This window comes from Larkinella sp. C7 (genome assembly GCF_006149005.1).
Lineage (GTDB): Bacteria > Bacteroidota > Bacteroidia > Cytophagales > Spirosomataceae > Larkinella.
On record NZ_VBSL01000012.1, the window covers coordinates 147131 to 162470 of the forward strand.

At 53.9% G+C, this 15340-nt stretch carries 9 protein-coding genes; 5 read left to right on the top strand and 4 right to left on the bottom strand.

From position 1 onward, the window contains the following. The first annotated feature begins 180 nt into the window (after positions 1-180). From FH871_RS24410 to FH871_RS24420, 3 genes are all read left to right on the top strand, one after another. Positions 181-3378, top strand: coding sequence for a SusC/RagA family TonB-linked outer membrane protein (locus FH871_RS24410; RefSeq protein ID WP_138994050.1), 3198 nt, complete (start codon positions 181-183; stop codon positions 3376-3378). A 23-nt stretch (positions 3379-3401) separates the two neighbouring features. Further along, on the top strand, positions 3402-4943 hold the full coding sequence (locus FH871_RS24415; protein WP_138994051.1) for a SusD/RagB family nutrient-binding outer membrane lipoprotein: 1542 nt from the start codon (positions 3402-3404) through the stop codon (positions 4941-4943). A gap of 228 nt (positions 4944-5171) precedes the next feature. Continuing rightward, positions 5172-5621, top strand: a complete 450-nt coding sequence (locus FH871_RS24420) for a hypothetical protein (protein ID WP_138994052.1) — start codon at positions 5172-5174, stop codon at positions 5619-5621. A 151-nt stretch (positions 5622-5772) separates the two neighbouring features. Here the strand turns inward: FH871_RS24420 and FH871_RS24425 are convergent, their stop codons facing one another. Further along, positions 5773-6645, bottom strand: a complete 873-nt coding sequence (locus FH871_RS24425) for a DUF4440 domain-containing protein (RefSeq protein ID WP_138994053.1) — start codon at positions 6643-6645, stop codon at positions 5773-5775. 1 nt (position 6646) lies between these two features. Next, positions 6647-7432 (bottom strand): queuosine precursor transporter, encoded by a 786-nt coding sequence (locus FH871_RS24430; protein WP_171062938.1) that lies wholly within the window; start codon positions 7430-7432, stop codon positions 6647-6649. Positions 7433-7698: 266 nt separating this feature from the next. On the opposite strand from FH871_RS24430, the gene FH871_RS24435 reads away from it, so the two are divergent. Both FH871_RS24435 and FH871_RS24440 read left to right on the top strand, forming a co-directional pair. Continuing rightward, on the top strand, positions 7699-8928 hold the full coding sequence (locus FH871_RS24435) for an SGNH/GDSL hydrolase family protein (RefSeq protein ID WP_138994055.1): 1230 nt from the start codon (positions 7699-7701) through the stop codon (positions 8926-8928). Positions 8929-8938: 10 nt separating this feature from the next. After that, on the top strand, positions 8939-12409 hold the full coding sequence (locus FH871_RS24440) for a PVC-type heme-binding CxxCH protein (protein WP_138994056.1): 3471 nt from the start codon (positions 8939-8941) through the stop codon (positions 12407-12409). Between the two features lie 128 nt (positions 12410-12537). On the opposite strand, the gene FH871_RS24445 is transcribed toward FH871_RS24440, so the two are convergent. Beyond that, a complete protein-coding gene (locus FH871_RS24445; RefSeq protein WP_138994057.1) occupies positions 12538-13749 on the bottom strand; it encodes a pyridoxal phosphate-dependent aminotransferase in 1212 nt (403 codons plus the stop codon). Positions 13750-13842: 93 nt separating this feature from the next. Beyond that, complete coding sequence (locus FH871_RS24450; RefSeq protein ID WP_138994058.1) at positions 13843-15330, bottom strand: glutamate synthase subunit beta; 1488 nt, start codon at positions 15328-15330, stop codon at positions 13843-13845. Between the last annotated feature and the right edge of the window lie 10 nt (positions 15331-15340).

Genomic DNA, 15340 nt, shown 5'->3' on the forward strand with positions numbered 1-15340 from the left:
TGCGTTTCGACAAAAAATGAAGTCAGGTTCCGAGCCTTCTGAACCTACTCTATGAGATGAACGTAAATAGAAAAACCAGCCGATTCGGCTGGTTTTTTTTGTTTAAAAATCACCCTTCCTGCGGGATTTCCAGACTGGTTAGGTTCGTGACCTTTGTGACAGACACTAATCAGCAAACCAATGAAAATACTGCTACGAGCGATCGTACTGGTGCTCTTATGCTACCAGTATGGGCTTTCCCAATCAAAAACCGTGTCCGGAACCATCCGGAGTGCGTCCGACAACCTGCCGATGCCCGGGGTGACCATCGGCATCAAAGGAACCACCCAGGGGGCCACCAGCGACGGAACCGGAGCCTTCCGCATCAGCGGTATCCCGGACAATGCCACGCTGGTGTTTTCGTTCATCGGCTACAAAACCCAGGAAATCGGCGTCGGAAACCGGACGAATTTCGACATTGTGCTGGAAGAAAGTGCGGCCATTCTGAACGAGGTGGTGGTGACGGCATCGGCCATCGAGCGTGAGAAAAAGACGCTGGGGTATGCGGTGACCAACGTAAAAGGGGAGGACCTGATCCGGGCCAATGAGTCGAACATGCTGCGGTCGTTGCAGGGCCGGGTGCCGGGGGTTCAAATTTCGAGCGCGTCGGGAGCCGCCGGGGGCGCCACGCGCGTGGTGATTCGCGGGGCGCAATCCTTCAACGGAAACAACCAGCCGCTGTATGTTGTCGATGGAATTATTGTCAGCAACAACAACACGACCACGGCCATCATCAATGGAAACGGAACGCTGTCGGCGGCCGGAACCGGTGGCGACCTCAACAACGGCGTGGACATTACCAACCGCGCGGCCGACATTGACCCCAACAACATCGAGTCGGTTTCGATTCTGAAAGGCCCGGCTGCTGCTGCACTCTACGGTTCGCAGGCGGCTTCGGGGGTGATCATCATTACCACCAAAAACCGCAGCAAGGCCGTCACCGACAAGCCCCAGATCAGTCTGAACAGCTCGGTCAACTTTGAAAATCCGCTGCGTTTACCTGACTACCAGAATACCTTTGCGGCTGGTTTCGACGGGGTTTATGACCTCAACGATGCCGGAAATGTGAGCTGGGGACCGAAAATTCAGGGCCAGAAGGTGGCCGACTGGCGTACCTACGGTTTGTATGCCCTCGGGCAACTGGACAATCCGGATTCGATTCCGCTGGTGGCCAAGCCCAACAACGTCCGCAATTTCTTCGATACCGGGGTGACACTCAACAATTCGTTTTCGGTGCGGAACAACAACGGAACGTCCAATTACATTCTGACGGTTTCGGATGTCAACACCAAGTCCATGATTCCCAACACGAACTACCACCGGACGGCGGTAAACGTGGGGGCTGGAACCAAGTTTTTCAACAACAAGGTGTCAACCAATCTGTCGGCTACGTTTACCCGTTCCGGTGGTGACCGGGGGGTGCAGGGTCAGGGCCGGTCGAACATCCTGCAAACGATTTACAACACGCCCCGTGACATTGAAATTACGGATCAGAAAGATTTTAACGATCCGAGGTACAACCTGGAAGGGTATTACCTGGCCGGATTTCGAAACAATCCGTACTGGCTTCTGGAGAATAATCTGCTGAAAGACAAGGTAAACCGGTTTTTTGGAAATGCCCAGATTAGTTATGATCCGGTGCCCTGGCTGAATTTTATGTACCGGATCGGAACCGATATGTACTCGGATTTACGGACGCAGCGGTTTGCACAGGGTACCATTGCCACGGTTGGCGGACGTTTCGTGGAAGACAATACAAACTTCCAGAGTCTGCTCTCGGACTTTATCGTTACGGCCAACCGGGATCTGAGTCCGAACCTGAATCTGAAAGTGATTCTGGGCCATAACCTGCAGGATTACAATTCGTCGCGGGGCGTTTACGATGGTCAGCCGCTGATTGTTCCGGGTTTCTACGACCTCAGCAATGCCAGCACGATTGTCACCACGCGGGTCGATAGCCGCACGCGGCTGTACGGGATCTATGGCGATGTCCAGTTGGCCTACAAAGATTATCTATTTGTGGATGTAACCGGGCGGAATGATTATTCCTCGACACTGCCGAAGAAAAACCGGTCGTTTTTCTATCCGGGAGCCAGCGTGAGTTTTATTCCTACCTCGGCTTTTCTGGATTTGAGAAACAATGCGTTGAGTTACATGAAACTCCGGGCCAACATCGCGCAGGTAGGGAAGGTGGCCAACGCCTACCAGATCAACCCGGTTTTTACGCGAACGGCCACCACCGACGGGTTTCAGGCATCGTATCAGTTTCCGCTCAACGGCGTAGCGGGCTTCTCGGTCGGCAACATCCGGGGCAATCCGGATCTGCGCTCGGAGCTGACCACCTCCTGGGAGATTGGTACAGAAATTCTGTTCTTCAACAACCGGCTGGGCGTCGACTTTACGTATTATAACTCCAAAAGCGAGCAGCAGATTGTGAATGTGCCGATTTCGAGTACGTCCGGTTTTCTGGCGCAAACCCTGAACGCCGGTGCCATGACCAACAAGGGCATCGAGTTGCTGCTGACGGGAACACCCGTGAAATCGACCTCCGGATTCCGCTGGGATGTTTCGCTGAACTTCACCCGCAACCGCAACAAAGTCACCGAGTTGTATAATCCGCTGGCGCCGGTTGGCCTGGGCGGTTTGTCTTCGCCGAGTTTGCAGGCCCGGTTGGGCGAACCGTACGGGGCGTTTTTTGGGAGCAAAATGCTGCGTGATCCCGAAGGGCGCGTGGTCGTCAATGCCACCACCGGCCGACCGCTCACCGATCCGGTTTTGCAGGTACTGGGGAACATTCAACCCGACTTTTCAGCCGGTCTGAGCAACACGGTTTCCTTTAAAGGGCTGGCTTTCAATGTGCTGGTGGATACGCGTCAGGGTGGTAAATTCTTCTCCCAAACCGCAAACCTCGGTCGGTTTGCCGGTTATACCAAAGAGACAACCTACAACGACCGCGAACCGTTTGTCTATCCAAACTCGGTGATTCAGAACCAGGACGGCACCTTTACGCCCAACACGACGATCAAAACGAATGGCGGGTACGAGTACTGGTCGACGGTGTCGAACTTCGGCGAAAATACGCTGTTCGATGCCTCGTTTGTGAAGCTGCGTGAAATGAGCCTGAGCTACGCCCTGCCGAAATCGCTGATTGGCAAGACGCCGTTCTCTACAATTCAGGTAGCATTGATTGGCCGGAACCTGATGCTGTGGACGCCCAAATCACAGCCCAACGTCGATCCGGAAGTGAGTTCGTTCGGCACCGGCAACAGCCAGGGTTACGAATACCTGGCCTATCCGTCGACCCGGAGCTACGGGGCCAGTCTGAAAATTGTGTTATAACCGATTCCTGATTTTTCAATTTTATGAAACGGATCCTCTTAAAAGCGGTTTTGCTGTCCCTGTTTGTCGGACTGAACACCGCCTGTGAAAAAGATTATTTAGACATCAATACCGACCCCAACAACCCCTCCGAAGCGGACATCAACCTGACGTTGCCGGCGGGTCAGGCGCAGGTGGCCTTTATCGTGGGCGGGCAACTCAACATCCTCGGCGGTATTCTGTCGCAGTACTGGTCGATCCCAAGAGGGGGAAATCAGTTTCGGACCTGGGACCAGTACAACATCACCTCCTCGACACTCGACGGGCAGGGTGGGCAGTTTGCTAATTTCTACGCGGGAGCTTTGCAGGATTTTCAATATGTCATCAACCAGGGAAGCCAGCAGAACGAGTGGCGCATGGTGGGGATTTCGAAAATCATGAAGGCTTACGGTTTCGGTGTGCTGACGGATTTGTACGGTGACATTCCGTTTTCGGAAGCCCTCGATGCCGACAAAACCATCATTCCCAAATACGACGCTCAGAAGGATATTTACGCCGGTTTACAAACGCTGCTGGATGAGGCCAAAACCGACATTGCGAAGCGGCAGGGACGTTTTCCGGGAACGGCAGACATGCTGTATCAGGCCGGAAACGAAGCCGGGATGGACCGGTGGGTGCGGTTGGCCAACACGCTGAAACTGAAGTTTTACCTGCGGATGAGTCAGGTTGATCCGACGGCGGCCCGAACCGGCGTTCAGGCCCTGTATGCTGCCAGCGGAACGGCATTTATGCGAACCGGCGAAAGCCTGCAACTGGTGAACGGAACCGTGACGAATTCGGAAAATCCGCTCTGGCAGGCCAATTTCCGATCGCCCAATAACCTGACGGCCAGTACGACCATCGGCAACCTGATGCAGCCGAACAACGATCCCCGGATGCCGGTCTTTTTTCTGGATGCCGATTTGCGGACGCCCGAAATCGAGTACGTGTTTACGCCCAACGGCACGACCTCGACCAACACGGCGGTTCTCAGTTCATACCCAGGTAAGTATTTTATCGGACAACGGTTTCTCAACGGAGCGATCAACGGAACCGCAGCGACCAGCGGGGTAACGACGTCGGACGACAATGCGGCCAAGGCACGACCGGTGGTTTTTTTGGCCTACGAGGAAAGTCTGTTGCTGCGGGCCGAAGCCATCGCCAGAGGCTGGGCCGGTACCACCGCCGATGATCCGGCCAAACTGTACAACGAAGCCATCACCGCGTCGATGACCCGATTTGGGGTTCAACCCGGCGATTACCTGACCAAACTGGGTGTCGATTACACCAAACAAACCGATAAAATCAAGGCGATCATTACCCAAAAATATTTGGCCTTGTACGGTTTGAATGGGGTAGAAGCTTGGGTAGAACAACGCCGGACCGGTTTCCCGGCACCGACCCTGCCGGTGGTGAACCTGACCGGAAACCGATTTATGAAAAGGCTGCCGTATGTCGATTCGGAACTCCAGCGAAATCCGAGTATCGCGGCTACCGGCATTGCGCCCGGCGACGTGCTTACCCCCGTTTGGTGGGATGTCGATTGAGCCAGATTTGTGTTTTCAGTGCATAGGGAACGATGATTTTTCGATCAAAAACCAGCCAAATCGGCTGGTTTTTTCTTTATCCGTTCTTTCGACCACTCATCACACTTCTGGTGCATCCCCCTAAAATCACCTCATTTGCGGTACGTGGAGCAGGTACAATTCGGGTACTTTTAGCCCATTGAAAGTTTGCCGAGAATGAATCATTGGTCACTAAAAACAACAAATACTATGAATCGTATCCTGAAAGCAGCCGCCTTACTTCTCTTTCTGAGCGCCCCGGTTTTGGCCGGAACCGCGTCGCCAACACCGATTCCCGGCGACGATAAAGAAACCGGATCAGTTTCGGCTGCGCCGAACGTGACCCGGACCAAATCCATGGGGGTTGCCATTTACCGGTCCATCAATACCGCCAAGATGAATCTGATGATCGAAAACTACATTGAAGTCCCGATCCAGGTCACGTTGAGGAATGAGGACCAGGAAGTGCTTCACGCCGAGAAAGTAGGGAAACGGCTGAAAAAATACTGGCGAAAATTCGATATGGAAACGATGAAAGACGGGTTGTATACCTTCGAAGTGAGTGACGGATTCACCAAAATCACGAAGGCTTTCCGGCTCGAAACCCAGAAAGTGGAAGTAAAGCAACCCACCCGGTTTGTGTCTTTGCTGAATGAATGACCGGTTTGGCCGGTCTGATCAATCCCTCGCTGACGAAGGTAACGTGCGTAAAAGAAGGCCGCTCTTTTACGTCGTTCTTCGCTGCGGGGGATGGTTGTTGTAAAGAAGGTTGTTTCGCGGGCGGCCCCGCCCGCGAAACAACCTTCTTTCTCTATTCCGCTGGTTCCAGATTAATCAGATCCAGCACAATTTTCCACTGACCCTGGCTGTCTTTTTTCCAGATTCGAAGGTAATTGCCACTCTGTTTGACGGCTTTGCCAGCTACCGTTGCCATCACCTGCGAATTTCCATACACATAACCCAAATCACCCGATTCGGCCACGGAGGCATTCAATGGTAAAAAACCGAGGGTTACGGGCTGCTTCAGGAGCGAGTCTATTGCCGTTCGTTCAACGTACGGTTGCTGGTTCATCCGGTACAGACGAGCCTGGGGGGCGAGGTATTGTTTGTAGGTCGCGGCCGGGCCGCTTTTTTCCAGCACCTTGATAAACTGGTTGTCGAAAGCCAGCAGTGTTTCCCGGTTTTTGGCCGTGTCCGGGCTCGTCACACTGCGAATACCGGTGGCAGCCCGAATGGTGTTGACAGGTGTCGTGGGTGGTGCCGGGTGGGTAATGCCGATGTCCAGGGCAATTCGCCAGGAATTATCGTTCTGTTTTTCCCAAAGGGTAACATAATGGCCATAACCCGTTGGCTTGTCCGCCAGGGTTTTCGGACGGGATTCCCAGGGTCCGGTCGTGTAGCCCAGATCGCCCGACGCCGACACATCGGCGGCAATGGGTTGCCAGGTCAGCTTCCCGGGGCTTTCGGGGCCTTTTTCAAACAACTCCCGCCCGTTAGTCACTTTGCCTTTGGTAAACAGAATACCGTCCGGAGCCAGATACGATAAAAAAGCGGCTTTGGTCGTACTGTCGCGGGATTGCTGGGCAAATTTCTTTTCCGTGTTGACCAGGGTCAGCAACGGGCTCTGTGCCAGGGCCGAAACGGCCACCGACAGGAGGGTAACCGACAGGAAAAACGTTTTCATACTACATAAACGAACTCATGCTCGATTCGTTTGCCAATTCTTTGGCGTGTTCTTTCCCGAGGTAGTTATCAATCAGATAATGAGCGATATAGAGAACGGGCGTTAGCGCAACGGCAATAAAAAACTTGTAGATGTAATTGACAATGGCGACGGCAATGACCTGTTTGAAAGGCCAGTTTCCGAAAACGTAGAAAGCGATGGTCAGCACGACAAAGCTATCGATCAACTGAGAAACGAGCGTCGAACCAGTGGCGCGGAGCCAGATTTTGCGGCTGCCGGTAATTCTTTTCAGCGATTGAAAAACCGTGGCATCCAGCAATTGGCCCACCATGAAGGCCGTAATCGAACCGATGATGATGCCGAGTCCCTGGCGGAAAATCATGGCAAACGCATTGTTGATATTCATCGGATTGCCAACGGCATCGGTTTTGTTGACGTCGAGCCAGAATTGCGCCGGTGGAAGGGTGGTGACGAAGTAAATAATAAAAAAACTATAGGCGATAAATCCGGCGGTAATGTAGGAGATTTTTTTAACGCCTTTAAAACCATAGTATTCGTTGATAATGTCGGACGTTATAAAAACGAAAGGCCAGATCACGACGCCCGCAGTCAGGTTAAAATCCAGCACGAAATCGCCGAGCAGGTGCAATTGCGCCGGGGGAACGCCCAGCAGGGTTTCGGCGGAGAAGATTTTGACCCCAATAATTTCGGCAATAATCGCATTGGTTAAGAAAACCGCACTGAGAAAGATGTAGAGGTTGGTTTTTTTGCTGGTAAAAGAGGCCATCAGGGAGTTAAAAGTTATGAGTGAAGAGTGAAAGCAATGACAAGATATAACGCAGAATGCTTAACTCATAACACTTCATTCAGAACCCCTGACCGGTTTATATTTCCCCCGGAACCATCCCCGGATGTGCTTCGTATTTTGACTGATTTTGAGGACTGAATACAGATTGTTGACGGAATTCTCCCAAATCGTATAAATACAGGTGTCAACCGGATGGAAAGGCTTTAATCCATCTTTACCTTTGAGGACTACCAAAATTCACCTGCATGAGAAAGATTACAGTATCGGCCACATTCGGTTGCCTGTTTGCATTGCTGATTACCCTCCCCGTCGGATTGGCCGTTGCTCAGACTACCCCCGTGGCTCCTAATCCCCCTTTTGAACTTAAAAATGGCGACCGGGTGGTTTTCCTGGGAAATTCACTTTTCGAGGATGACATGCAGTTCGGTTACCTGGAACTCGCCCTGACCACCCGGTTTCCCGCCCGCGATGTTACCTTCCGCAACCTGGGCTGGACCGGAGACAACGTTTTTGGCGTGGCCCGAAGCACCATTACCAACCCGCCCACCGGCTACGACCTGCTGATGGAACACCTCACGAAAGCCAAACCAACCCTGGTATTTCTTGGATTTGGGGGTATTGAAGCCCAGGATGGCGAGGCCGGTCTGCCGGTTTATCGCGACGGTTTAGCCAAACTGATCGACAAGATTGACCAGTTGGGCGCCAAAACCATTTTGTTGTCGCCCATTCCCATTCTCTCCGCCGATACGCCCGAAAACCGGGCCAATCGCAACGCCATGCTGGAAGTGTATGCTTCGGCGATGGCTAAAATGGCATCGGAGCGCGGCAAACCGTTCATTGATCTCTTCAAACCGATTCAGGAGGTGGGCCAGAAAACAGCGATCACCGAAGATGGAATTCACCTCAACGAAACCGGTTATTATTATCTGGCGACCCTTTTGGAAAAAAGCCTGGGACTTCCGGCCAGAACCGGGAATATTGCAATCACGGTTTCCAAACAAGGGGCCGAAGCGACAGCGCCCGTTAAGATCCTGAACTCGGGTCAGGAAAGTGCCAATTTGAAGTTTACGTTGGAAGAACGTTCCCTGCCGCTTCCGTTGCCGGAAACCGTGGAGGCTGTGCGTGTGATTAAAATTACCGGCCTGAAAAAAGGCTTTTATACGCTCACCAATGACAAAACCGATGTGATCACGGCTTCGGCCAAAGACTGGGCCGCCGGGGTGCCGATCCGTCAGGGAGCGGTATTCGAGCAGGCCAGCCGGTTGCGGGAGATGATCCTGAAAAAGAACGACCTGTTTTATTTCCAATACCGCCCGCTGAACACGACCTACATTCTGGGCTTCCGTTCCTACGAACAGGGGCGGCATGTGAAGGGCCTGGAAGAGCAGAATATCCTGATCAAGTGGCTGGAAAGCCAGATTGCCCTGAACCGAACGCCCAAAGCGAGCGTGTATCAACTTACCCCTTTGAAGTAACATGAAAGTCATGAAAAATACCCAAACCCTGGACATCCTACGAAGGCTCGTTATTATACCGCTGGTTCTGCTCATTACCTCTTCCGTTAATCAGGACGACCGGAAGGAAAATCCGGACCCGGATGTGAAGAAAGAACTGGAGTCGTTTAAAATTGCCGATGGTTTTGAGGTAACCCTGTTTGCCGCCGAACCGCTTGTCGCCAAGCCCATCCAGATGAACTGGGATGCCGACGGGCGGTTGTGGGTGGTGAGCAGCACAGCCTATCCGCACCTGAAAACCGGCGAAGAGGCCAACGACAAAATCTTCGTCATCGAGGATACGGACGGCGACGGGAAAGCCGATAAATCCACCATTTTTGCGGAGGGACTGCTGACCCCCACCGGAATTCTGCCCGGCGACGGGGGCGTTTATGTCGCCAACTCGACCGAAATTCTGCACTTTGCCGATACGGACGGTGATGGCAAAGCCGACAAAAAACGCCGGATTCTGAACGGTTTCGGAACGGCAGATACGCACCACCTGATTCATACCTTTCGTTGGGGACCGGAAGGAAGGCTGTATTTCAACCAGTCGATCTACATTTACAGCCACGTGGAAACGCCCAAAGGCATCCGGCGGCTGGAAGGCGGTGGTGTCTGGCAATTGAATCCGCAAACGCTCGATCTGGACATCTACGCCAAAGGACTGATCAACCCCTGGGGGCTTCAGTTCGACCGTTGGGGGCAGTCGTTCCTGACGGACGGCGCGGGGGGCGAAGGCATCAACTACGCCTTTCCGGGGGCAACTTTCGTGACTTCACCGGGGGCCGCCCGAATCATCCGGGGCTTAAATCCGGGTCAGCCCAAACACAGCGGGCTGGACGTGATTTCGGGCCGTCACTTGCCGGAATCGTGGCAGGGTAGCGTGATTACCAACGACTTTCGCGCCAACCGCATCAACCGGTTTAAGCTGGAAGAACAGGGCAGTGGGTATGCTTCGCGGCAGGTCGAAGATTTGATGTGGACGGACAATGTCGCGTTTCGTCCTGTGGACATCAACGTCGGACCGGACGGCGCCATTTATGTGGCCGACTGGTATAACCCGATTATTCAGCACGGCGAAGTCGATTTCCACGACCCGCGCCGGGATCAGGAACACGGGCGCATCTGGCGCATTGTGGCGAAAAACCGTCCGTTGGTTAAAAAACCGCCTTTGAGCAAAGCTTCTGTTGCCGAACTGCTGGAAGCATTGAAATTACCGGAAGACTGGACCCGTTCGCAGGCCAAGCAGGTGTTGAAGGCCCGGGGGGCCAAAGACGTGATTCCGGCACTGCAGAAGTGGGTGCAGGAACTGGATAAAACCAATCCGGATTACGAACACAATCTGCTGGAAGCACTCTGGGTGTACCAGACGCTGGACGTGATCAACGAACCGCTGCTATCGACACTTCTCGATGCCAAAACCCACAACGCCCGGGCGGCTGCCTTGCGGGCGCTTCAGTTATGGCACACTAAAATAAGCAACGTGCCGGCCCGGCTCACCAAAGCCGTGAGCGACCCTCATCCCCAGGTGCGGCTGGAAGCCGTCATTGCCCTCCGCAACGTAAAAACCGCTGAAGCCGCCAAAACCGCCTTGTCGGTATTGGAGCAGCCCATGGATGAATTTCTGGATTTTGCCCTGTGGCAAACCGTTCGGGAACTGGAACCGCTCTGGATGGCCAGCCTGAAAGCAAAGCCCGATTTTTTGGGTGATGCCCGGAAAACCGCCTTTGCCCTCAAGTCGGTGAGCAGTCCCGAAGCGGTTTCGCAACTGGCGCAGTTGCACCAGAAAGACCAGATTCCGGCCGAGTACCAGAAAGACGTGCTGGGGTCGATTGCTAAATTTGGCAGTGCGGCTGATGTGACGCTTCTGTTCAATAAAGCCGCAGACGGTACTAAAAACGGAGCCGCCTTACTGGGAGCACTCGAAGAAGCCGCCCGCCGGAGCGTGAAACCCAGCCAGGATTTGAATCGCATTTCCGGTTTTATTGAGAGCGATGATGACGCCGTTGCCACCAGTGCCATTCGTTTGGTGGGTTTGTGGAAACTGGAAAACCTGAGTGCAACGCTGGTGACCCTGGCGCAAAAGGGCGATAAAAACACGCAAAAAGCAGCTTTAGGGGCATTGGCGGCAATGAATACGGACAACAGTCGGAAATTGCTGACGGACCTGACGGGGGCAAAAAATCCCGTCGATTTACGACTGGCCGCAACGTCTCAACTGGTTTCGGTGAACGGTGCTGAAGCCGCCCGGATCGGGGGCGACCTGCTGCGGAGCCTGCCCGCTCAGACGGATGTCTCTGACCTGTTCAAGGCGTTTCTGTCCAATAAACAGGGAGCCAAAGCCCTTGCTGACGAACTGACAGCCCGGAAAATACCGGAGGGCATGGCGAAAGCCGGGAGGCAACTCCTGCAACGGCAGATCCCGTACAACCGCCGGAACGATGAAACCGTCAAGCTGCTGACCCAGGCGCTGGAAGCGTCTGGCGGGGTTCTGCCGGTGGAGCGAATGGCGCAGGAGCTGTCCGGCCCGGAAATCAGCAGCCTGGCCAAAATCATTCAGGAAACGGCAGACCCCGTGAAGGGCGAGCTGGTGTTCCGGAAGGCGGCCCTGACCTGCCAGACCTGCCACGCGATTGGCGGGGCCGGGGGGCGCATTGGTCCGGATTTGAGCAGCCTCGGAACGAGTTCGCCGGTTGAGACGATCATTCGCTCGTTGCTGTATCCGAATCAGTCCATCAAAGAAGGCTACGAATTGCAGCGGATCGCGAAAAAAGACGGAAGCGAACTCATGGGTTATATTGTCAGCAACGGAACGTCGGATATTGTGATTCGGGACGTCGCAGGCATGGAAGTTTCGGTTCCTAAAAGCCAGATCAATGTCATCGAAAAAGTGCCCGGTTCGCTGATGCCTGCGGGTTTGACGGCTAGTCTGGAGAAGCAGGAGTTCATCAATCTGGTCGGTTTTCTGTCCAAAATGGGCGAATCGGGTCAATTTCGGGTGCCGACAACCCGGTTTGTGCGTCGCTGGAACACGGTTTTTCCGACGAAGGAACTGGCTAAAAAAATCCGCGAGGAAGGGCTGGGGTATGTTGCGAAGGATAACGCGAAAGTGTCTTTTCAACCGGCGTACAGCAAAGTGGTGGGGGAACTGCCGCTCGACGAACTGCCGGTGGTGGAAACGGCCGCCAGCAAGCGCTACAGCTTTGTCCGGTTTGACATTGAAGTGGTGAGCAAAGGCAACGTCAATCTGGTGTTCGGTTCGACAGCGGGCGTTACGGCCTGGATTGGCCCAAAACCGGTCAAACTCAACGAGCAGGGCATTGTGGCGGATCTGCCGCAGGGCATTCATACGGTCACGCTGGCCATTGACCGGGCGGTTCAGGCAAATGGATCACTGAACATTCAACTTCAGGATGCCGAACGTTCGCCAGCGCAGACGCGGTTGGTGATGGGGCGGTAAAGGAGAAAGGGAATTTTAAATGTTAAATGATGAATGTAAAATGTAAAAGTCTCGCAATTCAGCACTTTTACATCTTACATTCATCATTTAACATTTAAAATTCCCTTTTTAATTAATAAACGGATTTCTTACTTCCGACGGCTTTCCAGAAATGCTTCGATGCGGTCGATGGCGGGGTTCAGGTCATCGACGGAAGGCAGGCAGACGATCCGGAAATGGTCGTCATGGACGTAATTGAACCCCGTTCCGGCCACCACCAGCACCTTTTGTTCTTCCAGCAAGTCGAAGACAAAATCATCGTCGTTGGCAATCCGGAATTGCGACAGGTCAATTTTCGGAAAGATGTACAGCGAACCTTTGGGCTTCACGCACGTCAGACCCGGAATGGCCGTGATGCGGTCATACGCAAGCTGAATCTGCCGGTACAGCCGTCCGGTGGGCATAATCAGGTCATTGATACTCTGGTAACCACCCAGCGCGGTTTGAATGGCATATTGCGTCGGAACGTTGGCGCAAAGGCGCATACTGGCCAGCAGCGTCAGCCCTTCGATGTAGGATTTGGCCCGGTGTTTGGCCCCGCTCAAAATGAGCCACCCCCCCCGAAAACCGGCCGCTCTGTAGTTCTTCGACAAACCGCCCATCGAAATGCAGAGCGTGTCTTCCACCATCGTCGCCATCGGGTAATGCACGGCACCGTCGTACAGAATTTTGTCGTAGATTTCGTCCGAAAAGAGAATGAGCTGGTGTTTCTCCGCAATCCGGGCGATGCCTTGCAGCACGTGTTTGTCATAGACCGCGCCCGTGGGGTTGTTGGGGTTGATGACCACAATAGCCCGCGTGCGGGAGGTGATTTTGCTTTCCAGATCCTCCAGATCCGGGTTCCAGTCGGCCTGTTCGTCGCAGAGGTAATGCACCGGTTTTCCGCCGGAAAGTGCCACGGAGGTCGTCCACAGCGGGTAATCCGGCGACGGCACCAGCACTTCATCGCCTTCGTTAATGAGGGCCTGCATCGTGAGCAGAATCAGTTCGCTCACCCCATTGCCGATAAAGACATCGTTGATCGCAACGTCCTTAATCCCCAGATTCTGAGTATAATGCATCACCGCTTTTCGGGCCGCAAACAGCCCCCGCGAGTCGGAATACCCTTGTGCATTGCGGATGTTCAGGATGATGTCGTGAACAATTTCATCGGGCGCGTCGAATCCGAACGGAGCCGGGTTGCCGATGTTCAGCGAGATGATTTTATAGCCCTGACTTTCTAATTCAAGCGCTTTCTCGTAAACCGGCCCGCGAATTTCGTAGCGTAAATCATTGAGTCGGTTGGATTTCAAAAATGTCATAATGGGTAATGGAAACAGGAGTGGGCAAAGGTATAAAAAAAGAAAAAGCCGCCGGTCGTCAAACCAGCGGCTACGTAATATCGTTTTCCGTGGTCAGACCGTCGCGAACATCGACTTGGCTTTCGCTTCCAGTTGGCTTTCACCCATCAGGAAGAGGTCGGCCGCTCGCGCGGCTTCACGGCCTTCGGAAATGGCCCACACCACCAGGGATTGTCCCCGGCGCATGTCGCCAGCGGCAAATACCTTCGGATTGGTCGTCGTCTGGTAGTTCACGGCTTTGACATTGCCCCGTTCGTATTCCAGTTCGAGCGCGTTTAGCAGTCCTTCCTGTTGCGGATGCAGAAAACCGGCTGCCAGCAGCGCCAGTTCACATTCAATGTCGCGTTCTGAACCCGGAACTTCGACCATATTCATGCGTCCGTCAACGTTTTGCCACTCCAGATCGACAATGCGCAGGGCTTTCAGGTTGCCGTTTTCGTCACCAATAAAGGCTTTCGTGTTGATCGACCAGTGCCGTTCGCAGCCTTCCTCGTGGGAAGTCGAGGTACGGAGCATCATCGGCCAGTTCGGCCAGGGCGTGCTTTCGGCCCGATCAGCCGGAGGCATCGGCATCAACTCGATCTGCGTTACGGATTTGGCACCGTGGCGGTTCGACGTTCCCACGCAATCGGAACCCGTATCACCACCCCCAATGACCACGACATTTTTGCCGGTAGCCAGCAGGTCGCCGTTTTCGTATTTGGCACCCCGGTGGTCAACCACAACCGGGCGTTCGGCCACCCGTTTGTTTTGCTGACTCAGGAATTCCATCGCAAAATGAACGCCTTTCAGTTCCCGGCCCGGAATCGGCAGATCGCGGGGAACCGTGGAACCGCCCGTCAGTAAGATGACGTCGAAATCGGACAGCAATTCTTTCGCTTTGATGTGTTCACCCACATTGACACCGGTTTTGAACGTGATGCCTTCGGCTTCCATCACGGCCAGCCGACGGTCGATCACCCATTTTTCCAGCTTGAAATCGGGAATGCCATACCGCAACAAACCGCCAATCTGGTCGGCCCGTTCGAAAACCGTTACGTCATGACCCGCTTTGTTCAACTGGGCAGCCGCAGCCAGTCCAGCCGGACCGGAACCCACGATAGCCGCCTTTTTACCCGTCCGTTTGGCAACCTTGCCGGGCTGAACAAACCCCCGCGCAAAGGCCGCTTCGGCGATTGATTTTTCAATGAATTCGATGGCAACCGGCGGTTTATTGATGCCCAGCACACAGGCTGACTCGCAGGGTGCGGGACAAATGCGGCCGGTAAATTCCGGAAAGTTGTTGGTCGATGCCAGAATTTCGTAGGCATATTCCCAGTTCTGTTCGTAGACGGCGTCGTTGAACTCCGGGATGATGTTGCCCAGCGGACACCCGTTGTGGCAGAATGGAATCCCGCAATCCATGCAGCGGGCTGCCTGTTTCTGGGTATCTTCAACGGCGAACGGCTGTTCGATTTCCTTGTAATCATGAACCCGTTGCTGAACGTCGCGTTTCTTCGGCAGTTCGCGGGTGAATTCTAAAAATCCAGTGGGTTTTCCCATGTAGATTAAA

Excerpts from the sequence above, each read along its gene's own strand:
- FH871_RS24410 (WP_138994050.1), top strand. The coding sequence starts at position 181 with ATGAAAATACTGCTACGAGCGATCGTACTGGTGCTCTTATGCTACCAG.
- FH871_RS24415 (WP_138994051.1), top strand. The coding sequence starts at position 3,402 with ATGAAACGGATCCTCTTAAAAGCGGTTTTGCTGTCCCTGTTTGTCGGA.
- FH871_RS24420 (WP_138994052.1), top strand. The coding sequence starts at position 5,172 with ATGAATCGTATCCTGAAAGCAGCCGCCTTACTTCTCTTTCTGAGCGCC.
- FH871_RS24425 (WP_138994053.1), bottom strand. The coding sequence starts at position 6,645 with ATGAAAACGTTTTTCCTGTCGGTTACCCTCCTGTCGGTGGCCGTTTCG.
- FH871_RS24430 (WP_171062938.1), bottom strand. The coding sequence starts at position 7,432 with ATGGCCTCTTTTACCAGCAAAAAAACCAACCTCTACATCTTTCTCAGT.
- FH871_RS24435 (WP_138994055.1), top strand. The coding sequence starts at position 7,699 with ATGAGAAAGATTACAGTATCGGCCACATTCGGTTGCCTGTTTGCATTG.
- FH871_RS24440 (WP_138994056.1), top strand. The coding sequence starts at position 8,939 with ATGAAAAATACCCAAACCCTGGACATCCTACGAAGGCTCGTTATTATA.
- FH871_RS24445 (WP_138994057.1), bottom strand. The coding sequence starts at position 13,749 with ATGACATTTTTGAAATCCAACCGACTCAATGATTTACGCTACGAAATT.
- FH871_RS24450 (WP_138994058.1), bottom strand. The coding sequence starts at position 15,330 with ATGGGAAAACCCACTGGATTTTTAGAATTCACCCGCGAACTGCCGAAG.